This is a genomic window from Pseudonocardia yuanmonensis (genome assembly GCF_039542425.1).
Taxonomy (GTDB): domain Bacteria; phylum Actinomycetota; class Actinomycetes; order Mycobacteriales; family Pseudonocardiaceae; genus Pseudonocardia; species Pseudonocardia yuanmonensis.
This window is the reverse complement of sequence record NZ_BAABIC010000029.1, coordinates 68,958-93,761: the sequence shown is the minus strand read 5'-3', so window position 1 is coordinate 93,761 and position 24,804 is coordinate 68,958. Positions and strand designations below refer to the sequence as shown.

General features: G+C 75.6%; 19 protein-coding genes and 1 pseudogene. 13 read left to right on the top strand and 7 right to left on the bottom strand.

Annotated elements, in window-relative coordinates:
- The 4 genes and pseudogenes from ABD990_RS30235 to ABD990_RS30220 all read left to right on the top strand — a co-directional run.
- Positions 1 to 690 (top strand): annotated as a pseudogene (locus tag ABD990_RS30235) (hypothetical protein); the annotation flags it as partial.
- Positions 691 to 709: 19 nt separating this feature from the next.
- On the top strand, positions 710 to 1,489 hold the full coding sequence (locus ABD990_RS30230; protein ID WP_345384191.1) for a purine-nucleoside phosphorylase: 780 nt from the start codon (positions 710 to 712) through the stop codon (positions 1,487 to 1,489).
- A gap of 1 nt (position 1,490) precedes the next feature.
- Positions 1,491 to 3,122 carry a phospho-sugar mutase gene (locus ABD990_RS30225; RefSeq protein ID WP_345384190.1) on the top strand — a complete coding sequence of 544 codons (1,632 nt, stop codon included), beginning with the start codon at positions 1,491 to 1,493 and terminating at the stop codon, positions 3,120 to 3,122.
- 10 nt (positions 3,123 to 3,132) lie between these two features.
- Positions 3,133 to 3,585, top strand: a complete 453-nt coding sequence (locus ABD990_RS30220) for a flavodoxin family protein (protein ID WP_345384189.1) — start codon at positions 3,133 to 3,135, stop codon at positions 3,583 to 3,585.
- 30 nt (positions 3,586 to 3,615) lie between these two features.
- On the opposite strand, the gene ABD990_RS30215 is transcribed toward ABD990_RS30220, so the two are convergent.
- Positions 3,616 to 4,416 carry an SGNH/GDSL hydrolase family protein gene (locus ABD990_RS30215; protein WP_345384188.1) on the bottom strand — a complete coding sequence of 267 codons (801 nt, stop codon included), beginning with the start codon at positions 4,414 to 4,416 and terminating at the stop codon, positions 3,616 to 3,618.
- Between the two features lie 174 nt (positions 4,417 to 4,590).
- Here ABD990_RS30215 and ABD990_RS30210 point away from each other — a divergent pair, with 174 nt between their 5' ends.
- The 3 genes from ABD990_RS30210 (at position 4,591) to ABD990_RS30200 (ending at position 9,314) form a co-directional block, all read left to right on the top strand.
- Positions 4,591 to 5,175: a TetR/AcrR family transcriptional regulator gene (locus tag ABD990_RS30210; RefSeq protein WP_345384187.1), complete on the top strand. Its 585-nt coding sequence runs from the start codon at positions 4,591 to 4,593 to the stop codon at positions 5,173 to 5,175.
- Between the two features lie 75 nt (positions 5,176 to 5,250).
- Positions 5,251 to 7,947, top strand: a complete 2,697-nt coding sequence (locus tag ABD990_RS30205) for an ATP-binding protein (RefSeq protein WP_345384186.1) — start codon at positions 5,251 to 5,253, stop codon at positions 7,945 to 7,947.
- A gap of 53 nt (positions 7,948 to 8,000) precedes the next feature.
- Positions 8,001 to 9,314 (top strand): FAD-binding oxidoreductase, encoded by a 1,314-nt coding sequence (locus ABD990_RS30200; RefSeq protein WP_345384185.1) that lies wholly within the window; start codon positions 8,001 to 8,003, stop codon positions 9,312 to 9,314.
- 6 nt (positions 9,315 to 9,320) lie between these two features.
- Here the strand turns inward: ABD990_RS30200 and upp are convergent, their stop codons facing one another.
- Positions 9,321 to 9,944 carry a uracil phosphoribosyltransferase gene (upp, locus tag ABD990_RS30195; protein ID WP_345384184.1) on the bottom strand — a complete coding sequence of 208 codons (624 nt, stop codon included), beginning with the start codon at positions 9,942 to 9,944 and terminating at the stop codon, positions 9,321 to 9,323.
- A gap of 504 nt (positions 9,945 to 10,448) precedes the next feature.
- On the opposite strand from upp, the gene ABD990_RS30190 reads away from it, so the two are divergent.
- Positions 10,449 to 10,685, top strand: a complete 237-nt coding sequence (locus tag ABD990_RS30190; RefSeq protein WP_037046372.1) for a hypothetical protein — start codon at positions 10,449 to 10,451, stop codon at positions 10,683 to 10,685.
- Between the two features lie 292 nt (positions 10,686 to 10,977).
- Positions 10,978 to 12,294, top strand: coding sequence for a primosomal protein (locus ABD990_RS30185; RefSeq protein ID WP_345384183.1), 1,317 nt, complete (start codon positions 10,978 to 10,980; stop codon positions 12,292 to 12,294).
- A gap of 74 nt (positions 12,295 to 12,368) precedes the next feature.
- Here the strand turns inward: ABD990_RS30185 and ABD990_RS30180 are convergent, their stop codons facing one another.
- Positions 12,369 to 13,442: an adenosine deaminase gene (locus tag ABD990_RS30180; RefSeq protein WP_345384182.1), complete on the bottom strand. Its 1,074-nt coding sequence runs from the start codon at positions 13,440 to 13,442 to the stop codon at positions 12,369 to 12,371.
- Positions 13,443 to 13,613: 171 nt separating this feature from the next.
- Here ABD990_RS30180 and ABD990_RS30175 point away from each other — a divergent pair, with 171 nt between their 5' ends.
- Both ABD990_RS30175 and ABD990_RS30170 read left to right on the top strand, forming a co-directional pair.
- Positions 13,614 to 14,726: a PA containing protein gene (locus ABD990_RS30175; protein ID WP_345384181.1), complete on the top strand. Its 1,113-nt coding sequence runs from the start codon at positions 13,614 to 13,616 to the stop codon at positions 14,724 to 14,726.
- A gap of 276 nt (positions 14,727 to 15,002) precedes the next feature.
- The gene (locus tag ABD990_RS30170) at positions 15,003 to 16,712 is read left to right on the top strand and encodes a solute symporter family protein (protein ID WP_345384180.1); all 1,710 of its coding nucleotides are present in this window, start codon (positions 15,003 to 15,005) and stop codon (positions 16,710 to 16,712) included.
- A 156-nt stretch (positions 16,713 to 16,868) separates the two neighbouring features.
- Here ABD990_RS30170 and murJ read toward each other — a convergent pair whose 3' ends face one another.
- From murJ to ABD990_RS30155, 3 genes are all read right to left on the bottom strand, one after another.
- Positions 16,869 to 18,638, bottom strand: coding sequence for a murein biosynthesis integral membrane protein MurJ (murJ, locus tag ABD990_RS30165; protein ID WP_345384179.1), 1,770 nt, complete (start codon positions 18,636 to 18,638; stop codon positions 16,869 to 16,871).
- A 1,395-nt stretch (positions 18,639 to 20,033) separates the two neighbouring features.
- Positions 20,034 to 21,311, bottom strand: coding sequence for a thymidine phosphorylase (locus ABD990_RS30160; RefSeq protein ID WP_345384178.1), 1,278 nt, complete (start codon positions 21,309 to 21,311; stop codon positions 20,034 to 20,036).
- 64 nt (positions 21,312 to 21,375) lie between these two features.
- On the bottom strand, positions 21,376 to 21,777 hold the full coding sequence (locus ABD990_RS30155) for a cytidine deaminase (RefSeq protein WP_345384177.1): 402 nt from the start codon (positions 21,775 to 21,777) through the stop codon (positions 21,376 to 21,378).
- Positions 21,778 to 21,814: 37 nt separating this feature from the next.
- On the opposite strand from ABD990_RS30155, the gene ABD990_RS30150 reads away from it, so the two are divergent.
- Together ABD990_RS30150 and ABD990_RS30145 are read left to right on the top strand one after the other, a co-directional pair.
- The gene (locus tag ABD990_RS30150; RefSeq protein ID WP_345384176.1) at positions 21,815 to 22,270 is read left to right on the top strand and encodes an SRPBCC family protein; all 456 of its coding nucleotides are present in this window, start codon (positions 21,815 to 21,817) and stop codon (positions 22,268 to 22,270) included.
- A gap of 116 nt (positions 22,271 to 22,386) precedes the next feature.
- Entirely contained in the window at positions 22,387 to 23,664 is a 1,278-nt protein-coding gene (locus tag ABD990_RS30145) for a D-alanyl-D-alanine carboxypeptidase family protein (protein ID WP_345384175.1), read from the top strand.
- Positions 23,665 to 23,720: 56 nt separating this feature from the next.
- Here the strand turns inward: ABD990_RS30145 and yhjD are convergent, their stop codons facing one another.
- On the bottom strand, positions 23,721 to 24,797 hold the full coding sequence (yhjD, locus tag ABD990_RS30140) for an inner membrane protein YhjD (protein WP_345384174.1): 1,077 nt from the start codon (positions 24,795 to 24,797) through the stop codon (positions 23,721 to 23,723).
- Positions 24,798 to 24,804 lie beyond the last annotated feature (7 nt).

Below are 24,804 nucleotides of genomic sequence, written 5' to 3'. Positions count from 1 at the left end.
GCGCTCGGCGGCCTGGGCGCGGCGCTCGGCCCGCTGCCCACCCCGACGGGCGCGCACGCCCCGGTCCGGCCACCGGTCCGGTCCGCGACGGGCTCGGACGCGCCGGTCGGGGGCGCGACGGCCGCCCTGCCGACCCGCTGGGCCCTGCCCCTGGCCGTCGCCGGCGCGCTGCTCGTGCTGCTCGGCGCCGCCGGCGGGTACTCGGTCGTCCGCTCGCTCGCCGGGCAGTCCCCGGCCTCGACCGTCACGGTCACGACCGACCGCAGCCCCACGACCGTGCACACCGACCCGGCCGGCTGGAGCCTCGCGGTGCCGTCGAACTGGGCGCAGTACCGGTCCGATCCCGTCGTGCGCTTCGTCTCGGCCGACGGCTCCGAGGCGCTCGCGGTGTGGCGGGCCGGGTCCGAGGAGGAGATCACCGCAGGTCTCACGCCCGCGCACCTCGGGGTGGACGCCGTCGACGCGGGCCCGGCCGAGCCCGTCGCCGGGGCCGCCGCCGGCGTCGACGAGATCCGGTACACGACCACCCAGGGCCCCCAGGAGCGCGCGACCGTCCTGCGCACGCTGCCCGCGGCCGACGGCGGCCTGTGGGCCCTGTCGCTGACCGTGCCGGCGGACCGCGCGGGCGAGCGGTCCGACGCGCTGTTCACCGCGCTCGCCACGACCTTCGCGGCACCGGCCGCCGGATGATCGCCCGTAGTCTGCGCGCATGAGCATCGCGAGCGAGGCGGCGCAGGCGCTGGCGAACGCGACCGGGGTGGAGCGGCACGACGTCGCGGTGGTCCTCGGCTCCGGCTGGCGCCCGGCCGCGGACGTGATCGGCACCGGCCCGGACGTGCCGATGGCCGGGCTGCCGGGCTTCGTCCCGCCCGCCGTCGAGGGGCACGGCGGCACGGTCCGCACGCTGACCCTCGGCGACCGCAAGGTCCTGGTGCTGCTCGGCCGCACCCACGGGTACGAGGGGCACCCGGTCGAGGCCGTGGTGCACGGGGTCCGGACGGCGGCCGCCGCCGGGTGCCACACGGTGGTGCTGACCAACGCGGCCGGCGGGATCCGCGAGGGCATGTCGGTGGGGCAGCCGGTCCTGATCAGCGACCACCTCAACCTCACGGCCCGCTCGCCCCTGGTCGGGCCGCGGTTCACCGACCTCACCGATCTGTACTCGGTCCGGCTGCGCAAGCTCGCGCGCGAGATCGACCCGTCGCTCGAGGAGGGCGTGTACGCCGGGCTGCCCGGCCCGCACTTCGAGACGCCCGCGGAGATCCGGATGCTGCGCACGCTCGGCGCCGACCTCGTGGGCATGTCGACGGTGCTGGAGGCCATCGCGGCGCGGGCCGAGGGCGTCGAGGTGTTCGGTCTGTCGCTCGTCACGAACCTCGCCGCCGGGATGACCGGCCGGCCGCTCGACCACGAGGAGGTCCTCGAGGCGGGCCGCGCCTCGGCGACCCGGATGGGCGAGCTGCTGCGCGAGCTGGTCGCGCGCGCCTGACATGGGCCTCGACCCCGCGCTGCGGGACGCGGCGATGCGTTGGATCGCCGACGACCCCGACCCCGCCACCCGCGCCGAGCTGCAGGAACTCCTGGTCGACGCGATGGCCGGCGGCGACAGCGCCCCGTTGGCCGAGGCACTCTCGGGGCCCCTGCGTTTCGGCACCGCGGGGCTGCGCGGCCCGGTCCGGGCGGGCCCGGCGGGCATGAACGTCGCCGTGGTCCGCCGCGCCACCGCCGGCCTGGCCGCCTGGCTGGTCGCGCACGGCGCGCTGGGCCGCACGGTCGTCGTCGGGCGGGACGCACGGCACGGGTCCGCGGCGTTCGCCCGCGAGGCCGCCGGGGTGCTGGCCGCCGCCGGGTTCACCGTGCACGTCCTGCCGGGGCCAACCCCGACCCCACTGCTCGCGTTCGCCGTGCAGCGGCGGGGCGCGGCGGCCGGGGTGCAGATCACCGCGTCGCACAACCCGCCTCAGGACAACGGCTACAAGGTCTACCTCGGCGAGGGCGTCGGCGACGCCGCCGGGGCCCAGCTCGTCTCGCCGGCCGACGCCGAGATCGAGGCCGCGATCGGCGCCGCTCCCGCCGCCGTCGCGATCCCGGCGGACGGCCCGACGACCGTCGACGACGTCGGCGAGGAGTACCTCGACCGGGTCGCCGGGCCGGGCACGGCGACGACGGCCCTCCGGATCGCGCTCACCCCGATGCACGGCGTCGGCGGCGCCACGGCGGTGCACGCGCTGGCGCGCAGCGGGTTCGCTGACGTCCACGTGGTGCCCGAGCAGGCCGCGCCGGACCCGGACTTCCCGACCGTGGACTTCCCGAACCCGGAGGAGCCCGGCGCCACGGACCTGCTGCTGGCCCTGGCCGAGCGGGAGGGCGCCGACCTCGCGGTCGCCCTGGACCCCGACGCGGACCGGTGCGCCCTCGGCGTCCCCACCCCGGCCGGCTGGCGCATGCTCACCGGCGACGAGACGGGCGTGCTGCTCGGCGACCACCTGCTGCGCCGCCGGACCGGCCTCGTCGCGACGACCGTGGTGTCGAGCTCGATGCTGGCGAAGGTCGCCGCCGCGCACGGCGCCCCGGCCGCCGAGACGCTGACCGGTTTCAAGTGGATCGTCCGGGCCGGTCCCGGCCTCGTCTACGGCTACGAGGAGGCCCTCGGGTACTGCGTGGACCCGGAGGCCGTGCGGGACAAGGACGGCATCGCCGCGGCCGTGGTCGCCGCCGATCTCGCGGCTCGCCTGAAGGCGACCGGGCAGACCCTGCTCGACCGGCTCGACGAGCTCTCCCGCGCCCACGGCGTGCACCGCACGGTGGGGATCTCGCTGCGAATGGCGCCCCAGGAGCGCGACGCCGTGATGGCCCGGCTGGCCGGTTCGCCGCCGGCGGGCTGGGCCGCCGACCGGCCCGCCCCGGACGTCCTGCGGCTGCGGCGGCCGGAGGCGGGGCGTGCCGAGGCGGCCTTGGGCGCGGCGGCGCGGGTCGTCGTGCGCCCCTCGGGCACCGAGCCGAAGCTGAAGGCCTATCTGGAGGTCGTCGAGCCGCCCACGGCGGACCTGGACGCCGCCCGCGCCCGCGCCGACGAGCGGATGGCGGCACTCCGGGAGGAGATCACGGCGCTCATCGGGTAGGACGGTCGGCGTGGCAGTCCTGCTGATCGTCCACCACACGCCCTCGCCCGCCACCCAGGAGCTGCTCGACGCGGTGGTGCGCGGCGCGAGCGACCCCGAGATCACCGGGGTGGAGGTGCGCCGCCGGGCGGCGCTGGCCGCGACCGCCTCGGACCTGCTCGAGGCCGACGGCGTGGTGCTCGGCACGCCCGCGAACATCGGCTACATGTCCGGGGCGCTGAAGCACTTCTTCGACCAGGTCTACTACGTCTGCGCCGACGACACCCGCAAGCTCCCGTACGGCCTGTACGTGCACGGCAACCAGGGTGTGGAGGGTGCGGTGAAGGCCGTCGGCGCGATCGCCGCGGGCATGGGCTGGGAGCAGGTGGCCGCGCCGGTGGAGGTCATGGGGGCACCCGACAAGGCGGCGCTGGAGGCGTGCTGGGAGCTCGGCGCGACGGTCGCCGCCGGGCTCATGGAGTGAGCGGCCACGGCGGGTGAGGGGTGCCCGGGCTCAGCGAGCGAGCGCGGACACGGGCCGGATCGGGGCGGCCCGCCGCTGCGCCAGCCAGCCCTCGACCTCCGTGGTCCACATCGCGGCGATCTTGCGGTAGCCGCCGGCGTTGGCGTGCAGCCCGTCGACGAAGTCGCCGGGCGCCAGCAGCGCCGAGGTGTCCACGAACTCCACGGACCGGCCGAGCTCCCGGTGGCGCGCGACGACGCCGGGCGTCAGCCGGGCCAGCTCCGCCCGCTCCTTGGCACGGGCGGTCAGCGGTGCCCAGACCCCCGCGACGATCACGTGCGTCTGCGGCGCGGCGACGAAGACCTCGTCGAGCAGCCGGTCCAGCCGGGCGGCGGCGACGGTCCCCCTGGCGCCGGAGTTCACGTCGTTGGTGCCCATGTGCAGCAGCACGACGTCCGGGTCCGCCTCGGCGACCCACGCCCCGACCTGCGGGATCATCTGCTCCAGCGTCCAGCCCGAGTGGCCCTCGTTGTCCGGGTCGGCCATCCCGGCCGGGCCGGTGCGCCGCGATCCCACGTAGTCGACGCGGATGCCGTCCGCGGTCAGCTCGGCGAACAGCGGCGCGCGGTACCCGGCGGTGGCGGGGCTGCCGACGCCCTCGGTGCTCGACGCGCCCAGCGGCATCACCCGCAGCGTCGCGGTCGGCCCGGCGCCCTCGCCGGCGGTGCGCACACCGGCCGCCGGGGCGCCGTCGTCGGCCGGGATCCCGGCCACCACCAGGCCCGCGACGAGCAGTGCGCTGAGCTGCAGCGGAACCCGCCGCCACCGGAGCCCCCCGACCCTGGCGCGCATGCCGTCCTCCCGACCGGACACGCGCCGCCCTCCGGCGCGGGACCCACGTGGAGATCTCCCGAGCGGTGTCCGGCGTTACGTACCCGCCGTCATGGATTCGTCACGTGCCCGTGTCCGGGCCGTGACCCTCGCGCGAGCGGGCGTACCCCCCGGGATCGGAGGTAGCCTCCGCCGGTGCCCCGCCCGAAGGTCCACGACGACGTGTTGCGCGCCAAGCTGCGCGCCCGCGCGGGGGAGCTGCTGAGCGCACACGGGGTGAGCGGGCTGTCGCTGCGCACCCTGGCCGCCGACGTCGGCACGTCGACCACGGCGGTGTACGCGCTCTTCGGCGGCAAGCCCGGCCTGGTCAAGTCCCTGGTCGACGACGCGTTCCGGCGGCTGCGCCGGACCCTCGCGGCGGTCCCGCCCGTGGACGACCCCGCCGAGCAGCTCGTCGCGCTCGGCGAGGCCTACCGGTCCGACGCCCTGCACGACCCGCACCTCTACGACGCGATGTTCGACCGCGGCCGGCTCGACGCCGAGTCCCGCGAGCTGCAGGAGGCCGCCTTCACCCCGCTCGTGGAGGCCGTCGAGCGGGCCGTCGACGCGAAGGTGCTGCGGCACGACGCCCACCCGCCCACCGTCGCGCTCGGACTGTGGTCGGCACTGCACGGGCTGGTGACGATCCAGCTGCACGCGCACACGCCCGACGCGGTCGACGACCCGGCCAAGGGGTTCCCGGCGGTGCTGCGCGCGGTCGTCGACGGCTGGCGGGCGTAGGAGGCGGGCCCCGACCTTGCCCCGCCCCCTCCCGGACGGGACCCTCTCCGGACGGCCCGCGGGCGAGGTGAGCGGATGGACGGGTGCACGGCCGACGGCACGGCCGAGTTCGGCATCCTCGGGCCGGTCCGCGTCCTCGACGGGGCCGGTGTGCCGCGGCCGCTCGGCTCGCCACGCCGCCGGGCCGTCCTCGCGGCCCTCCTGCTCGCCGACGGTCTCCCGTTGACCGTCGCCGAGCTCGCCGACCGGATCTGGGACGACGTCCCGCCGCCGACCGCCGCGACGATGGTGCACTCCGCCGTCTCGGGCATTCGTACGAGCCTGGGGCGCGGGGCGATCCTGAGCCGTGGCGACGGGTACGTCCGCGGACCCGGCCGCATCGACGCGGACCGCTTCGAACGGCTGCTCGCCGAGGGCCACCGTGCCCCGCCCGCGCGCGCCGCGGCGGCCCTGACCACCGCGCTCGCGCTCTGGCGCGGCCCGGCGCTGCACGACGTGGGCCGCCCGTTCGCCCGCGACGCCGCCGCCCGCCTCGACCGGCTCCGCATCGACTGCGCCGACCTGCGGGACGAGGCCGAGCTCGCGCTGGGCCGACACCGCGAGATCCTCGCCGCGCTGGAACGCCGGGTCGCCGAGGACCCGCTCCGCGAGGGGACGACCGCGCTGCTGATGCTCGCGCTGTACCGCAGCGGCCGGCAGGCCGACGCGCTGGCCGCCGCCCGCCGACTGCGTGCCCTGCTCTGCGAGGAACTCGGCCTGGAGCCCGGGCGGCAGATCGCCCGGCTGGAGGCGGCGATCCTGGGGCAGGCCGCGGAGCTCGAGCTGCGCTCCCCGGTCCGGGGCACCCTGCCCGCGCCGATGAGCAGCTTCGTGGGCCGCGACCGGGAGCGGCGGGAGCTGGCCACCCTCCTGGCGGCGCACCGGGTGGTCACCGTGACCGGCCCTGGCGGGGTCGGCAAGACCCGCCTGGCCGCGGAGGTCGCGCGCGGGCTGGGCGTGCCGGTCCACCTCGTCGACCTCCTCCCCGTCACCGACCCGGCCGAGGTGCCCGAGCGTGTGGCGGACGCCCTCGGTGTGCGGGGCGGCCCGGGCTCGACCCCACTCACCGCACTTCGCGACGCACTCGACGGCCGGGACGACCTCGTGCTGCTCGACGACTGCGAGCACGTGCTCGACGGCTGCCTGGGCCTGGTCGAACGGACCGGTGCCCGCCTCCTGCTGACCAGCCGGGAGGCGCTGCGCGTGCCGGGCGAGCAGGTCTACGTCCTGCCGCCCATGGGGCTGGCCGCGCAGGACGCGGACCCACGGGCCGCGGCGGACTGCGAGGCGGTGCGGCTGTTCACCGCCCGGGCCCGGCCCGGCACCGCGACCGACAGCGGGCTCGTGCTCGACGTCTGTCGCCGGCTCGACGGCCTGCCGCTGGCGCTCGAGCTCGCCGCGGCGCGCACGCGCTCGTTCGCCCTGCCCGACCTCGCCGCCCGGCTGGCCGCGTCGTCGGCCCTGCTCACGGGCCGCAGCACGGACCCGCGCCATCGCAGCCTCGCCGCGACCCTCGCCTGGAGTCACGACCTGCTCGCCCCGCCCGCACGGCGGCTGCTCGCCCGGCTCACGGTCTTCCCCGCCGGCTTCGACCTGCCCGCGGCGGAGGCCGTCGCCGGATCCGGGGCCCCCGCGGCCGCGGAGGTGGCCGCGCTGCTCGACCGGCTCGTCACGGCCAGCACCGTCCAGCTGGAGGGCGGGCGGTACCGGCTGCTGGCCACGACCCGGGCATTCGCCGCCCAGCGCCTCGACGGCTGCGGGGAACCCGAGGCGCTGCGCCGCCGCCACGCCGGGTACTACCTGGGGCTCGTCGAGGAGGCGTCGGAGCATCTCTTCGGGCCGGACGCCGCCGCGTGGCTGGACCGCCTGCACCGCGAGCGGGAGAACTGGCGGGCGGCGCTCGACCTGGCGTTCGAGGCGGACCCGGACACGGGGGCGCGTCTCGTGGCAGGTCTGTGGCACTACTGGGACCTGCGCGGGACACGGGAGGAGGGCCTGCGCCGGGCGTACGCCGGTCTCGCCGCCGTGACGGCGCCGCGGCGTCGTCTCCCGCTCCTCTCGGCCGCCGTCCTCTTCCACGTCGGCCGCGCCGAGTTCGGCCGGGCCGTGCCCCTCGTCGCGGAGCAGCGGGACCTGGCCCGCGCCTGCGGAGAGCCGGGGTGGGAGGGCGATGCGCTCGCGATGGCCGCCACCGTGGCGTGGGCGCACGGGCGGCTCGGCGAGGCGCGCGGGCTGTACGAGGTGGCCGTCGCGGCGTCCCTGCGCGGCGGCGACGGGTGGCGGGCGGCGTTGGAGGAGGCGCAGCTGGCGCGGCTGCACCGCGACCGCGGCGCGGAGGACGACGCGCGCACGCTCGCCCTGCGCGCCCTGGCCCGCGCCGACGGTCTCGGCGAGCCCCTGGCCCGCGGCCTCGCGCTCGACGTCCTCGCCTCCGTGGAGCACCGCTGGGGATCGCCGGCGGAGGCGGCGCGGCTCGTCGACGCGGCGCTCGCGGAGTACCGCACGGTCGGCTACCGGGAGGGCGAGGCGTCGGCTGCACTCCTGGCCGGCCGCGTCGCGACGGATCCCGGACGGGCCCGGGACGCCTTCGGCACGGCGCTGGAGCTGTTCGGCCGCATCGGGCACCGGGCCGGCCGGGCCGCGGCGCTCGAGGGTCTGGCGGGCCTGGACCCGGAGCGGGGAGCGCGCCTGGTCGCGGAGGCCGCCGCACTACGGGCCGCGATCGCGGAGTGAGCCGGCGATTAGCCGGGGCCGCCACTCTCGGTCGACCAGGACGGGGAGGGGCGATGACGAGGACGGACGCTCTGACGGGCACGGTGCTGTGGCCCGGCGACGCGGGCTACGACCGGGCCCGCACGGTGTTCAACGGCATGATCGACCGGCGGCCGGCGGCGATCGTCCGATGCCGGGAACCGGGCGACGTCGCCCGCGGCGTCCTCCACGCGCGCGAGCACGGGCTCGCCCTGTCCGTGCGCGGCGGCGGACACAACGTCGCGGGCACCGCCGTGTGCGAGGGCGGGCTGATGCTCGACCTGTCCCCGATGCGCTCGGTGGAGGTCGACCCCGCGGCGCGCAGAGCCCGCGCCCGGGGCGGGGCGCTCCTCGGCGACCTCGACGGCGCCACGCGGGCCTTCGGCCTCGCGACGCCCCTCGGTGTGATGTCCGGGACCGGGATCGCGGGCCTCACGCTCGGCGGCGGCCTCGGCTGGCTGGCCGGCAAGTACGGCCTGAGCTGCGACAACCTGATCGACGCCGAGATGGTCACCGCGGACGGCACGGTGTTCGAGGGCGTCGACGACGACCTGCTGTGGGGACTGCGGGGCGGCGGCGGCAACTTCGGTGTGGTCACCACCTTCACCTACCGGCTGCACCCGGTGGACACCGTGACGGCCGGAGCGCTCGGCTTCCCGTGGGAGGCGGCGGGCGAGGTCCTGCGCGCGCACGACGACCTCGTCGCCGGCGCACCCGACGAGCTCGCGACGGCGGTGTCCCTGGCCCGGGGACCGTCCGGCCGCCCGGTGCTGACGATCGCGCTGTGCTGGTGCGGTGCGCCCGAGGCGGCCGGTCCCGTCCTGCGCCCGCTGCGCCGGCTGCGGCCCGACCTCGACACCGTCGCCGAGCAGCCCTTCGCCGACTGGCAGCGGGTGCCCGACGCCGGATACCCGCCTGGCCGGCGGCACTACTGGCGCTCGGCCTACCTCCGGCACCTCACCGACGCCGCGATCGGCACCCTGCTCCAGGTCGCCGAGGCGATGCCGCCCGGCGACAGCGGGATCGGCCTGCAGGGGCTGCGCGGTGCCGCGGCGCGGGTCGCCCCGCGGGCGACCGCCTTCCCGCACCGGGCGCCGCAGTACGACTTCCTTGTCCTCGCGCAGTGGCCCGACCCCGCCGACACACCCCGCAACATCGCCTGGGCGCGCGCCGCCTCCGAGGCGATGCGACCGCATCTCGAGGCGGGGGTGTACGTCAACAACCTCGGGTCCGAGGGCCCCGACCGGGTCCGCGCCGCCTACGGCGACAACCACGCCCGGCTCGTCGGGCTCAAGCGACGCCTCGACCCCGACAACGTGTTCCGCGCCAACCAGAACGTCGTGCCCTGAGCCGGGTCAGACCGCGCCGAACTGGCGGTCCCCGGCGTCGCCGAGGCCCGGGACGATGAACGCCGAGTCGTTGAGCCGCTCGTCGATCGCCGCCGTGATCAGCCGGACCGGCAGTCCGCTCTCCTCCAGCCTGCGCACGCCCTCCGGCGCGGCGAGCACGCAGACGGCGGTGACGTCGTCGGCGCCGCGGGCGGTGAGCAGCTCCACGGTGTGCACCATCGACCCGCCGGTGGCGAGCATCGGGTCGAGCACGAACACCGGCCGGCCGACGAGCGAGGCCGGCAGCGACTCCATGTACGGGGTGGGCCGGTGGGTCTGCTCGTCCCGCGCCACGCCGACGAACCCCATCTGTGCCTCGGGGATCAGACTCTGCGCGGCGTCGACCATGCCCAGCCCCGCGCGGAGCACCGGCACGAGCACGGGCGGGTTCGCCAGCCGGTACCCGGTCGTGCGGGCGACGGGGGTGTGCAGCGGGAAGTCCGCGACCTCGAACCCGCGGGTCGCCTCGACCACCAGCAGCAGGGTGAGGTCGCGCAGCGCGGCCCGGAAGGCGGCGTTGTCCGTGCGCGCGTCGCGCATCGTGGTGAGCCGAGCCCTGGCCAGGGGATGGTCGACGACCCGCACGTCCATGGGCCGGACAGTAGCGGCGGGGGCCGCGGCCCCGGCGACCGCGCGCCTCCCGGATCGGCGGCGGTCACCGTGCCAGGATGCGTCGAGGGGTCGGCGCGGCCGGCCCGGCCGAGAGACGCCCGGCGCACCGTTCCCGTCGACCACCCGCCGGACCGGGTGGGGACAACCCGGGTTTCGTCACGCTGCGTCCCCGCGCGGGTGCCCCCTGCGGCCGTCCGCGGTACCGCGGGTGCACCGCGCGGACGACCCCCGATCCGGTCCCCCGGGCACCGTGGGCACACGAGACACCATGATCGATTTCTCCGGCCCGATCTCCGTCACGGCGCGTGCCCGGCCCTCGGAGGTGACACCAGTGATCAACTGAGTCGTGCGCCCAGCGCACCGGTCTCCGCACCGGCCGTGACCACAGGTGCCATTTATCTGACCCGAACGGGTGGTATGGCACGAACACTGTCACGCCGGAGCCACCGCCGACGCTGTACTAGGTGACAAGGAGGTGATCCGGTGCCGGAGAACACGACTTCGGACGAGCAGACCCTGGTGGCTGCCGCCGAGAAGCTCACCCAGTGCGACGGGTACGTGGTGCTCGCCGTCGACCCGCAGACCGGGGAGGTGGACGCGCACGGGCCGTTCGACGGGCTGACCGCGACGGTGAAGGCCGACCAGCTGCGTCGGGACTTCGACCGCGGCGGTCTGGAGGACGTCACGGTGGGCGTCGTCCGTCTGCACAGCTCGACCTGACGTCCCCGGCCGGCACCGGCAGCCCGCCCGCCCCGCGGGCGGGCACACCCGGTCCCCGGCCCCGCCGGCCGTCGCCACGACGCCGGCCGTGCCGGACACGGCACCACGCTCCCCGACGCTCCCCGCGACGACGACCCGGCCCCGTACCGGGTGCGCTCCCCCAAGGACCCGACCGTCGGCGATCCCTCCCCGCGTGGCGCCCTCCGGCCGGTCCGCGGTCCGCCCGCGCGGCCGCCCCGGACGGTCGGCCCGCACGGTCCGCCCGCCCGGCCGACGCCGCTAGCATCGCTGCGTGGCAAGCGACATCGTCCCGATCCAGCTGTCCCTCACCGAGGGCGACCTCGTCACCTTGTGGGCGCCCCGGTGGCGCGAGGACGGCGAGGAGTGGGAGGCCTTCCTGGGCGACGACGACGCGGTCTTCGCGTTCCCGGAGGTCGCGCAGCTCGCCGCGTACGTCCGTACGGAGACCGGGCACGACCTCGCCGACCACCCGGCCTGGTCGGCCGTGCCGACGCTGACCGTCGCCGAGCTGACCCCCGAGGAGACCCGCCGCTACGACGTGATCGGCGTCCCCGAGCTGGTCGCCGAGGAGCCGGACACCTGGACGATCGGCGAGCTCGCCGAGATCACCGCGATGGTCCGGTCCTTCGCCGACGTCTGCGACCTCGAGGAGGTCACGGCCGTCCTCGACTCCGCCCCCGGCTTCGGGCTGCTCGACCAGGGCACCCTGCCGTTCGCCGGGCGCGAGGGCCGGCGGCTGTGGACCCAGCTCGCCCAGACCGTGCAGGACCACTGGGACGAGGTCGTCGACGCGCTCGACGCCCTGATCGCCACCCCGCAGGTCGACGCCCGGGCGCTCGCCGGCGCCGAGAAGGAGGCGGCCGCCCTCGCCGCGCGGATCGCCGAGGCGGAGGACGCGCTCGACCTGGACGCGGACGCCGACGACGACACGGACGAGGAGACCCTCGAGGCGGCCGCCCGCGAGCGCGCCGACGAGGAGGCGATCACCGAGCAGGTCGCCGAGGACGAGGCCGCGCTCTCCGAGGACGGCCCGGTCGGGTTCTGGGAGGAGATCGGGATCGACCCGATCCGGATCACCACGTCCGCGGGCCAGTGGGTCACCCTGCGCTGCTACCTCGACGACAAGCCGGTCTTCCTCGGCTCGGGCGGGCGCGTCGACGTGTTCGACTCCGAGCGGGCCCTCGCCCGCTGGCTGGCCGACGGCGGCAAGGACGACAACGACCTGGTCGCCGCCTCCACGTGGCAGGAGGTCCTGGACAAGGCCGCGGTCGGCGAGCTCGAGGTCGTGGTCGACGACCTCAACGACTACGTGCTGGTCGGGATCGACGAGGACATCGCCGAGGGCACCCTGCAGGTCGATCCGACCCAGCTGGAGCTGGCCACCGAGCTGATCCTCGACGTCGGCGAGTGGGCCGGCGACCCCGAGCCGGCCCGCGCGCTGGCCGACTCCGAGAGCCTGGGCTGGCTGGTGTCCTTCGTGATCCGGCCCAACCCGACCCGGCTCGCGCCCAGCCCGCCCTTCGACACCGAGGCCGCGCGCTGGCGGGAGCTGGTGCACGCCACCGAGGCCCGCCTCCACCACCGCTGACACCTGAACGAACGGCGCTCTCGCTCATTCCTAGTGAGCGAGAGCGCCGTTCGCTCATGCCATCGGCACGGCGCTCATGCCACGAGCGCGTCGTAGCCCGGCTTGATCACCTCGTCGATGATCGCCAGGCGCTTGTCGAAGTGCAGGAACGCGCTCTTCATGGCGTTGATCGTGAGCCAGCGCAGGTCCTCCCACCCCCAGCCGAAGGTGTCGACGAGCGCACCCATCTCGGACGTCATGGAGCAGCCGGACATCAGCCTGTTGTCCGTGTTCACCGTGACGCGGAAGCGGAGGTCGCGGAGCAGGCCGATGGGGTGGTCGGCGAGGCTCGTCGCGGCGCCGGTGTGGACGTTCGACGTCGGGCACATCTCCAGCGGGATCCGCATGTCCCGCACCCAGGCGGCGAGCCGGCCGAGCTCGGCGGTCCCGTCCGACCGGACGGTGATGTCGTCGACGATCCGGACGCCGTGGCCCAGCCGGTCCGCCCCGCAGAACTGCAGCGCCTCCCAGATCGACGGCAGCCCGAAGGCCTCGCCGGCGTGGATGGTGACGTGCGCGTTCTGCTGCCGGACGTAGTCGAACGCGTCGAGGTGCCGGGTGGGCGGGAAGCCCTTCTCCGCGCCGGCGATGTCGAAGCCGACCACGCCGGCGTCCCGGTACCGCACGGCGAGCTCGGCGATCTCCTGCGAGCGGGCGGCGTGCCGCATCGCGGTGAGCAGGCAGCGCACCGTGATCCCGCTGCCCGCCGAGCCCCGCTCGAAGCCCTCGAGCACGGCCTGCACGACGCCGTCGAGGTCGAGGCCCCGCTCCACGTGCAGCTCGGGGGCGAACCGGACCTCCGCGTACACCACCCCGTCCGCGGCCAGGTCCTCCGCGGCCTCCTGCGCGACCCGCACCAACGCCTCGCGGGTCTGCATCACGGCCACCGTGTGCCCGAAGGTCTCCAGGTAGCGCTCCAGCGAGCCGGAGTGGGCGGCGCCGAGGAACCACCCGGCGAGCTCCTCGGGATCGCGGGTGGGCAGACTGTCGTAGTCGACGGCGTCGGCCAGGTCCACGACGGTCCCGGCCCGCAGGCCGCCGTCGAGATGGTCGTGCAGCAGGACCTTCGGCGCGGTGCGGATGGTGTCCGGTGTCAGGGGGGCGACCACCCGCGCACCGTATACCTGCCGGCGACCAGGCCGGATCGGGCGAACAAGGCCGGTCGGGTGCCACCCGGTCGGCCTAGTGGTGACTCCCTGTCAGGCGCGTCCGCGGGCTCGCTACCCTCACGGCAGCGATCCCCGCTCCCCCATCCGGATCACAGGAAGCACCAGGCGCCAATGAGCGATAACTCGACGATGTCGTTCGACCGGATGCGCGGCATGCTCATGCGCGCGGCCGAGATCCGCGACTCCGAGCAGCAGCAGGTCTTCGACTCCCTCGACGAGATCCACGCGCGGCTCTCCGCCCTCGACGCGCTGGGCACCGTCCGCAAGCGGCTCACCGAGCTGCCGGACCGGACCGAGGTCGGCGTGCTTGCCGAGCGCCTCGACGAGACGGTGCAGAAGGTCGACGCGCAGGAGGCAGTGCTCGCCTCCGTGCTCCGGGCCATCGAGGCCCTGCCGGACAAGCTCGCCAAGCCCTTCGCCCAGCTCGACGGCCGGCTCGACGGCATGGCCGGGCGCCTCGAGGGTGTCTCCGGCCGGATGGACGGGCTCGACGACCGGCTCGGCGGGCTGCACAAGCGGCTCGACGACCTGGACAACCGCCTCGACCGGCACGAGATGCGCCTCGACGCGATGCCCAACGCGGTCGCGACGCCGATCAAGGAGCGCGTCGACGGCGTCGAGAAGATGGTCCGCGAGCAGCTCGACGGCGCCCTGCGCGCGATGGACGAGTCCAACGAGGGCGTGCGCAACCTGCTCGGCGACACCAGTGTCGGGCTGCACCGCCGGCTCGAGGACCTGGCCGGGCGGCCCGCCGTCGACCCGACGGAGGCGCTCGACTCGCTGGCCGAGCGGCTCGAGATCCTCGCGGGCCGGCTGGAGGCGGTGGCCGGCCGGGTCGACGCCGTCGAGACGGGCCTGGGCGAGCGGCTCGGCGAGCTCACCGGCGCGGTCGACGAGAAGATCGCCGCCCTGGGCAGCTCGGTCGACGGGAAGCTGGGCGACCTCGACTCCGTGCTGCGGGCCCGCCCCGACACGACCTCGGTCACCGCGCTCGTCACGAAGGCCAACGAGGAGTCCGAGCGGCGCAACGCCGGCCAGCTCGACGAGGCCATGGCCACCTTCGCCGAGCTGATCCTCGGCCGCGGCCACGGTGCTCCGGCACCGACCCCGCCGCCGCCCCCGCGCCCGGCCCAGCGCCGGTCGACCCGCAGCCGCGCCACGGTGAAGAGCGCCTCCAACGGCCACGCCACCGCCACGGACGTCTCGGACGACCCGGACGACTGAGTCGCGCCCACCCTCGACACCCGGGCAGCCCCCGCCGCGCACCGCGGCGGGGGCTCCTCGCGTTTCCGGCCCGGCGAGCGGCCCGTTCGTTCACACCTACTGAGCGAGAGCGCCGTTCGTGCACATCGCGTACGCGATCGAGGGCGACCGCTACCCCCTTTCGACAGCCCGGCGTGACCTCCCGGTGACCTCGTCGTTGGAAGCCCGGGGCCATACAGCCATTCGGGGCACACTCGACGCCCGAAGCTGATCCACCATATGGCCCAGGAGGAGCCAATGGTGTCGAATCCACTCGCCCAGGCCGCCGTCCCGAGCGGCCTCGGCAGTCCCACGGTCACGGTCACGGTGTTCGGTGCGTTCGTACTGCTGACCCTCGTCGTCGTCTTCCGGGCCGGCCGCGCGAACCGCACGGCGGCGGACTACTACACCGGCGGTCGCGCCTTCACGGGCGCGCAGAACGGCGTGGCCCTGGCCGGCGACTACCTGTCCGCGGCGGCCTTCCTCGGGATCGCCGGCACGGTCGCCGTCTTCGGCTACGACGGCATGCTCTACGCGATCGGCTCGTTCGTCGGCTGGCTGTTCGCTCTGCTGCTGATCGCGGAGTGGCTGCGCAACACCGGCCGCTTCACGATGGGCGACGTCCTGAGCTTCCGGCTGCGCCGGCGTCCGGTCCGGGCCGCGGCCGCCACCTCGACGCTGCTGGTCTCGGTGCTCTACCTGATCGCCCAGATCGCCGGCGCGGGCGGGCTCGTCGCCCTGTTGCTGGGGATCACCGGCCAGGGCGGGCAGGCGCTGGTGATCGCGGTCGTCGGCGGCCTGATGATCGTCTACGTGCTGGTCGGCGGCATGAAGGGCACGACCTGGGTGCAGATCCTCAAGGCGTGCGCCCTCATGGTCACCGGCCTCGTGCTGTCCTTCTGGGCGCTGGGCCGGCACGGCTTCGACGTCTCCGCGCTCCTCGGCCAGGCGGCCGGGACGAGCCCGCAGGGCGACAAGGTGCTCGGGCCGGGCCTGCAGTACGGCCGCACCGAGCTGTCGAAGATCGATTTCATCTCGCTGTCGCTGGCCGCGGTCCTCGGGCCGGCGAGCCTGCCGCACATCCTGATGCGCTTCTACACCGTCCCCGACGCGAGGCAGGCGCGGAAGTCGGTCGTGTGGGCGATCTGGCTGATCGGCATCTTCTTCCTGATGGTGCTGGTCATCGGCACCGCGGCCACCGCGCTGGTCGGTCCGGAGACGATCGTGAAGGCGCCCGGGGCGTCGAACGCCGCGGCGCCGCTGCTCGCGTTCCGGCTCGGCGGCGAGCTGCTCCTGGGCCTCGTGGCCGCCGTCGCCTTCGCGACCATCCTCGCGGTGGTGGCGGGCCTGACCATCACCGCGTCGGCCTCCTTCGCCCACGACGTGTACGCCAACATCCTCAAGCGCGGGAAGGCCGCGCCGGCGCAGGAGGTGCGCGTCGCGCGGCGGACCGCGCTGGTCGTCGGCGTGCTGGGCATCCTGGGCGGCATCGTGGCGATCGGGCAGAACGTGGCGGTGCTGGTCGCGCTGGCGTTCGCCGTCGGCGCCTCGGCCAACATGCCGTCGCTGGTCTACTCGCTGTTCTGGAGGCGGTTCACCACCACCGGCGCGCTGTGGAGCATGTACGGCGGCATGGCGGTGGCCGTCGTCCTGGTCGTGTTCTCGCCGGCCGTGTCCGGGACGCCGGCGTCCATGCTGCCCGACGCGGACTTCGCGTTCTTCCCGCTGGCCAACCCGGGCATCGTCTCCATCCCGCTGTCGTTCCTGCTGGGCGCGCTCGGCACCTGGTTCGGCCCGCGCGACCCCGACGACGCCCGGCTCTACGCCGAGATGGAGGTGCGGGCGCTGACCGGGGCGGGTGCCCCGCGCGCGGCGGCCGAGGACGAGACGCGGCCGCTGCCGAAGGTCGCCGCGCCGTCGCACTTCGAACCCGTCACCCGGCACCGCGCACGGCAGCCGATGGTCTGACCCGGGACGCACGAGAAGGCGAACGGCACTCTCGCTCACACCTAGGAGCGAAGGTGCCGCTCGCTCCTTCCGGCCCCGAACGCACGAACGGCGCTCTCGCTCAGGCCTGATGAGCGAGAGCGCCGTTCGTGCACTGCAGTCGGGCCGTCGGAGGGGTCAGCGGCGGAGCCGGGCGGGGAGGCGGCGCCAGAGCGGGTCGAGCTCGGTCAGCTTCAGCAGCTTCATCCCGACGAGCATGATCGGCGTCGCGACCACGAGCGCCACGGCCAGCACCAGCCAGGCCGAGCCGGCGGACCCGCTCCCGACGCCGGCCTGGACGGCCCGGCCGACCAGCCAGGCCACCACCCCGGCGGCCAGGGAGGCCGCGAGGGTCCGCCAGAGCGTCGAGAGCACCTCGCGGCTGCGGACGTGCCCGAGTCGGCGAGCGATCACGAACTGCCCGATCACCGCGCCGACCACGAACGAGAAGCTGTTGGCCGCGGCCAGGCCGAGCACCACATCCTCCGGTGCCAGGACCACCGGGCAGAGCAGCAGCAGCGGGATCTTCACGACGACGATCCCCAGCATGATCAACGTGGGCGTGCGGCTGTCCGTCATCGCGTAGAACACGCGCAGCTGCAGCAGCGTGATGGCGTACGGGAGCAGGCCGAACGCCGACCACGCCAGCGCCGTGCCGAGCCGGGCCGCGCCGCCGCCCGCGTTGCCGGCGCCGAGGGAGAACAGCGCCAGCCCGACCTCCGTGCCGAAGAAGGTCAGCAGCACCGAGATCGGGACCAGGAAGACCGTGGACAGCCGGCTGCCGAGGGAGAGGTCGGACACCACGTCGTCGAACCGGTTCTCCGCCGCGGCCCGGCTCATCCGCGGCATCAGCGCGGTGAGCAGCGAGACCCCGAGCACGCCGTACGGCACCTGCAGCAGCAGCCAGGCGTTGGAGTAGATCGCGTAGGCGCCGGGGTCCGAGGCGGTGGCGACGCGGGTGGTGACGATCAGGCCGGCCTGGCCGACCAGCACGTACCCGATCACCCACAGCGCCAGCCCGCCGGCCGACGAGAGCCGCCGGTCCCAACCCCACAGCGGCTTGAGCGGGATGCCCACGCGCCGCACCGCGGGCAGCATCACGAGCGCCTGCACCGCGATCCCCAGCGTCGTGCCGATGCCGAGCACCAGCAGCTTCGTGTCGCCCATGCGCACGGGGTCGAGGCTGATCTCCCCGGGCACCAGGGCGTAGACGACGAGCACCGCCAGCATGACGACGTTGTTCAGCACGGGTGCCCACGCGAACGCGCCGAACCGCCCGCGGCTGTTGAGGATCGCGCCGAACAGCGCGCCGATGCCGTAGAAGAAGATCTCCGGCAGCAGCAGGACGGCCAGCGCCGTCGCGAGCTCGGGATTCGCGTTCTCCGTGGTCTGGCTGCCCATGTACAGCGCGACCAGCGGTTTCGCGGCGAGCATCGCGATCACCGTGGCGACCAGCAACGCCGCGCCGGCCATGGTGAGCAGGCGACGCGTGTAGGCCTCGCCGCCGTCCGGGTCCTCCTTCTGGGCGCGGACCAGCAGCGGGATCATCACGCTGGTCAGCACGCCGCCGAGGAGCAGCTCGTAGACGATGTTCGGCAGCGTGTTCGCGATCGTGTAGGAGCTGTTGACCAGGCCGAACGACAGCACCGCGGCCAGGGCGATCTGGCGCAGGAAGCCGGTGACCCGGCTGGCCAGGTTCGCGACCGCCATCATCGAGCTCGACCGCGCGAGCGACTGGCCCTTCGGCGGGCCGGGCTCCGGTTTGGGCTTGCCGGCGCCGTCGACGGGTGCGATCACGTCCGTCGGCCGGTCGAGCGGGGCCATCAGCTCGGTGGGGTCGTCGAAGTTGCCGCCGGGCACCCGCTGCCACGGCGGCGGGACGGGTCGGCGCTGCGGGCCGCGGATCACCGCGCCGGGGCGGGCCGGATGAGCGGGTCCGCCGCCGGCCGGGCCGCCGTGAACCGGTGCGGTCGCGTCCAGGTCGGGTGGGTGGGGTCCCCCGGGGCCCGCGTTCGGCCAGGGTCCGGGTCCCGCCGGCCGCGGCGGCGGGCCGGCGCGGTGGGGGTCCGCATGAGGGTTCGGAGGGAGCGGCCCCGGGCCCGGTCGGCCGGGGGCGCGCCGGGCGGCCTCGCGCCGCGCCGCCCGCTCGCGGGCGTTCGGCCACGGCGCAGGCGGGGCACCGGGCGGCGGTCCTGCCGAGTGGTCGGGACGGGGACCCGCCGCCGGCGGGCCGGGCAGGGGTGGACCGGGCGGGGTCGGGGCGGGCTGGCCCGATCCGGGCTGAGCAGGGCCGGCCTGCGCGGGACCGGACCGTGCAGGGCCGGAGGGTCCAGAACCGGACCGAGGAGGGACGGGCTGGGCGGCGCCGGGCTGGGTAGGGCCGGGCTGGGCAGAACCCTGCTGGGCAGAACCCTGCTGAGCAGGCCCCGGAGCAGAACCCTGCTGGGCAGAACCCTGCTGGGCAGAATCCTGCTGGGTGGGGCCGGGTTGGGCCGCGCCGGGTCGAGCGGCGCCCGGACGCTGCAGGCCGGGCCGGCTCGCGCTGGGACGTCCCGAGCTCGACCGTCCGCCGGGTCGGCCGGGGGTGGCGTGGCCCGGGCCGGGTTGCGCCGCGCCGGCAGCTCCTGGATGCGCCGCGCCGGCCGCTCCGGGATGGGCCGCGTCGGCGGCTCCGGGATGGGCCGCGTCGGCGGCTCCGGGATGGGCCGCGTCGGCGGCTCCGGGATGGGCCGCGTCGGCGGCTCCGGGATGCCCCGCGCCGGCGGCTCCGGGATGCGGCGCGCCGGCAGCTCCCGGAAGGGCGTTCTCCGGGCGGCCGGGGCCCGGCTGCCGTGTACCGGTGCGGGGATCGCCGAGGCGGTGGTTGTCGAACCAGCCCACAGAGGGCCGGCCCGGGTCGTCGAGCGGCGTCGCACTGGACCGGTCATGTGTCACGACGCCCGTGCGCAGGCCGTTCGGCTCGGTCGGAGCGGGCGGCGGATTGTCGGGACCGCGGCCGTTCGGCTCGGCCGGAGCGGACGGGCCGTCCGGGAGGCGGCCGGTCGGTGCGGGTTCGGGGGCGGGCGGCCGCGTGCCGCGCGGCTCCTCGCCCTCCCGCTCCCCTGCGGCGTGCTCCGCGCGCGCGGGAGCCCCGGGCACGTCCTCGGGACGGGTGCCAGCCTGCGTGCTGGGGCTCCGGTACTCGCGCATCCCTCTCATGGTGCCCGACGGACGTCGATCCCTCCTGCCGGGCCCGCCCGGGCGCGCCGCGCCGCCGGGACCCGGTGAGCTGCGGAAACGGCCGGAAGCTGCCCGCGAAGGACCTCAGTCACCGACCTCGCCGAGCAGCAGCGGGCCCCGGTCGACCGGTTCGTCCCCGATCGCGACGCCGCCGGCGAGCGCGGCCCGGGCACCCGGCACCGCGTCGGGGGTGTCGGTGTGCAGCTCGAGCAGTGGTTCCCCGGCCCGCGCCTGGTCGCCGATCCCGACGAGCAGGCGTATCCCGGCCGCGGCGTGGACCGGGTGCTCCTTGCGGGCCCGGCCGGCCCCCAACCGCCAGGCCGCGGTGCCCACTGCGAGGGCGTCGAGCCTGGTCAGCACGCCGGAGGCCGGTGCCTCGACGATCTCGACATGCGTCGCGGCCGGCAGCGGAGCCGCCGGATCGCCGCCCTGCGCCGCGATCATCCGCTCCCACGTCTCGAGCGCCCGGCCCGAGGCCAGGACCTCCGCGGGGTCGGTGTCGATCCCGGCGAGCCCGAGCATGGCGCGGGCGAGGGCCAGGGTGAGCTCCACGACGTCCCGCGGCCCGCCCCCGCGCAGGACCTCGACCGCCTCGGCGACCTCCAGGGCGTTGCCGACGGTACGGCCGAGCGGCACGGACATGTCGGTGAGCAGCGCGCGCGTCGGCAGGCCGTGGGCCGCGCCGATCGCGACCATGCGCCGCGCGAGCTCCTCCGCCGAGTCGCGGGTCCGCATGAAGGCGCCGCTGCCGACCTTGACGTCGAGGACCAGTCCGCCGGTCCCCTCGGCGATCTTCTTGCTCATGATCGAGCTGGCGATGAGCGGGATCGAGGCGACGGTGCCGGTGACGTCGCGCAGGGCGTAGAGCTTGCGGTCGGCCGGGGCGAGGGAGGGCGTGGTCGCGCAGACGACGGCGCCGACCTCGGCGAGCTGGGCCGCGATCTCGTCCGGGGACAGCTCGGCCCGCCAGCCCGGGATCGCCTCCAGCTTGTCCAGCGTGCCGCCGGTGTGGCCGAGCCCCCGTCCGGACAGCTGCGGGACCGCGGCGCCGCACGCCGCGACCAGGGGCGCGAGCGGGAGGGTGAGCTTGTCCCCCACCCCGCCGGTGGAGTGCTTGTCGACGAGCGGACGGCCGACGTCCGGCAGCGCCAGCCGCTCGCCGGACTCGATCATGGCGAGGGTCCAGCGGGCCGTCTCGGCGTCGTCCATGCCGTTGAGCAGGATCGCCATGGCGAGGGCGGCCATCTGCTCGTCGGCGACCTCGCCGCGGGTGTACGCGGCGACGACCCAGTCGATCTGCTCGTCCGTGAGGCGGTGGCGGTCCCGCTTGGCGGCGATGACGTCGACGGCGGAGTGGGTCACGCGCTGTCCTCCCAGGTCGGACGGGGTCGTGAGCGACATCTGCCCTTCTCGCGGCAGTCGGCGCTCACAGTGTGAATGCGTCGGGCAGGACCTCGGCGAGGGTCCGGACGCCGCGCGGGGTGTCGAGCGCGCAGTCCGGCCCGCCCAGTTCGAACAGCAGCTGGCGGCAGCGACCACAGGGCATGAGCAGCTCGCCGGTGCCCGACCGGACCGCGACCGCCACGAAGCGGCCGCCGCCGGTGATCCGCAGCTGCCCGGCGAGGGTGCACTCGGCGCAGAGGGTCAGGCCGTAGGAGGCGTTCTCGACGTTGCAGCCGGTCACGAGCCGGCCGTCGTCGCACAGGGCGGCGGCGCCGACGTGCAGGCCGGAGTAGGGCGCGTACGCCGCGGCCGCGGCCTCGACCGCGGCGCTGCGCAGCCGGTCCCAGTCCTGATCCCGGTCGCGATTCCGATCACCCGTGGTCACCCGATCGATCCTGCCGGACCCCGTGCAGGATGTGATCGTGGACGAGACGAGCGTCGTGGTGGACGCGACCCCGGACGAGGTGTGGGCCCTGGTCAGCGACATCACGCGCATGGGCGAGTGGAGCCCGGAGTGCACCGGCGGGGCCTGGCGCGGCGGCGCGACGGGCCCCACGGTCGGGGCGCGCTTCGTGGGCTTCAACCGGCGTGGGCGGGTCCGCTGGCGCACGCACTGCCGCGTCACCGAGAGCGTGCCCGGCGTGGCGTTCGCCTTCTCGGTGCTGGAGAGCGCGATGACCTGGGGCTTCCGGATCGAGCCGGTCGAGGGCGGCACCCGGCTCACCGAGTGGCGCGAGCGCACCGGTGCCCTCGCGGTCCCGGCGAAGCTGTTCGCCGCCACGGGCCTGCTCGGTCGCGACCGCGAGACGATGATGGTCGACGGCATGGAGCGCACCCTCGAGCGGATGAAGGCGACGCTCGAGAGGTCCGCGGTCTGAACGCCGACGCACCCGTGCGCGGGGAGTGGCGTTCCGGCCCCACATCCCGCTCACGGGCGGCGGCGCCGCGCGAACGGCGGATGGGCGGGCGCGCGTACGCGCCATAAAGTCTCCTGGTGGGCCGGTGGGTGCGGGCGACGGTCGGTGCGCTGGTCGCCGCGATCGTGACCCTGCCCCTCACCACGAGCCCGGCCACCGCCGCTCTCGCCACGGTCTCCGCCACCACCCCTGCCGTCGCCGCGTCCGGGCCGTCGGTCGCGATCCCCACCGGCCCCGCGACTCCGCCCGCACTCGCCGCACCGGCGCCCGCCGGTGTCTGCCCGGGTCACGAGGCCCCGTCCGGCCCACCGGCCCACGAGGAGACGGTCGCGGTCGTGCCGGTGGCGGTCCCCCCGCTGCCGGTGGGCGGCCCGCGGCTCGGCGCCTGCGGGGACGTCCTGCCCGACGGCGCCGCACCGCCCCCCGCGGTCAGCGCCGTCGGCTGGGTGGTCGCCGACCTCGACTCCGGCACCGTCCTCGCCGCGCACGACCCGCACGGGCGGCAACGGCCCGCGTCGACGCTGAAGATCCTGACCACGCTGGTGGTGCGGGCGCAGCTCGACCCGGACGCCGACGTCGTCGTCGTGCCCGAGGACGTGCAGGTCGACGGCAGCAAGGCCGGCATCGGCCCGGGCGGCCACTACAGCGTGCGGCAGCTCCTGGCCGGGCTCCTGCTCAACTCGGGCAACGACACCGCGATGGCCCTGGCCCGCACGATGGGCGGCGTTCCGGCGACCCTGCAGGCGATGCAGGCCCGCGCCGAACAGCTCGGGGCGCTCGACACCCGCCCCGCCACGCCGTCGGGCCTCGACGGGCCGGGCATGTCCAGCTCGGCCTACGACCTGGCCGTCCTGTTCCGGGTGGCGTTGCGGGACCCGCTGGTCCGGGAGACGCTCGCGGCGCCGACCGTGCCGTTCCCGGGTTTCGCCGACCGCCCCGGCTTCGCCCTGTCCAACGACGACCCGCTGCTCCACACCTACCCGGGGGCCTTCGCGGGCAAGACGGGGTTCACCGACGCCGCCCGGCACACCTTCGTCGGTGCCGCCGAGCGGAACGGGCGCCGGCTCGTGGTCGCGATGGTCCGCGGGGAGCAGCGGCCGGTGCGGATGGTCGCCCAGGCCGGGGCGTTGCTCGACTACGGCTTCGGGATGCCCGCGACGGCGTCCGTCGGCACCCTCGTCGACTCCCGCCCCGTCGAGCCGCGGCCCGCGCCCGCTCCCGTCCCCTCGCCCGTGGCGATCGCCCCCGCGCCCCCGGCGCACCCGCTGCTGCCGTGGGTCGCCGCGGCAGGGGTGCTGGCGGTCCTGGGAGTCGCCGGCACGGGGCTCGTCGTCGTCCGCCGTCGCCGATCCTGACCCGGGCACGTTCCGGTGGCTCACCGAGCGCCTACTGGGAGTGGGCGCTCACGGGGTCAGCGGCGGGGACGCAGGGCGCGCAGGCCCAGGAGCCCGGTGACGGCGGTGACCGCGCCGGCGCCGAGCAGGCCCGCCGCGGCGGCGGGGCTGGGACCGGAGCGGACGACGACCTCGGGCCGGATGACCGCGGGCGCCGGCACCTCGACCGGCTCCTCCTGCTCGTTCTCCTTGGCCGTGGCCGCCCAGGCGGTCACGAACAGGATGAACCGCGAGGTGAAGAAGGCGAACACCAGCAGACCGATGATCGGACCGAACGCGACGCCGGCGGGCGACTGGGTGACCGACGACAGGTAGATCGTCATGACCTGCTTGAGCACCTCGAAGCCGACCGCCCCGATCACCGCCGCCCGCATCGCGCTCTTCACGGCGACCGGGGCGCGCGGCAGCCGCGCGATCACCCAGAGGAAGACCAGCCAGTTCGCGGCCAGGCCGAGGAGCACGGTGAACACCCCGAGCAGGAACCGCGCCCAGCCCTGGCCGCCGAGACCCACGAGGTCCAGCAGCAGACGGCCGAAGGCGCTGCCCACCGCCGAGATCGCGAAGGAGAGCACCAGCGCCAGCCCGAGGCCGACGAGGGCGACGAGGTCGAACAGCGTCTTCTTGACGACGTTGGGCGTCTCCGGCGGCTGCGCCCACTGCTCGGACAGCGCCTCGCGCAGGTTGCCCATCCAGCCGATGCCGGAGTAGAGCGCGCCGATGAGGCCGAGGATCCCGACCGCGCCCGCCGAGCTGATCGCCTGGTCGATGACCTGGTTGATCGTGTCACCGAGCTGGCCGGGGACCTGCTGGGTGATGCCGTCCTGGATCTGCTGCAGCAGCTCGGGCTGGCTCTGGAGCACGAACCCGGCGATCGCGAACGCGACCATCAGGATCGGCACCAGCGCCAGCACGCTGAAGTAGGTGATGGCCGCGGCGTAGTGGTCGCCGTGGCGGTCCGTGTAGCGCGTGCCCGCACGCATGACGTGGTCCAGCCAGGGCATACGCTGCCGGGCCTTCTCGATCGCGCTCGGACCGTCGTCGGCGCCCTTGGCGTCCTTCTCGGGGTCCTTCTCGTCCGTCGTCGGCCCGGCCACGCCCTCA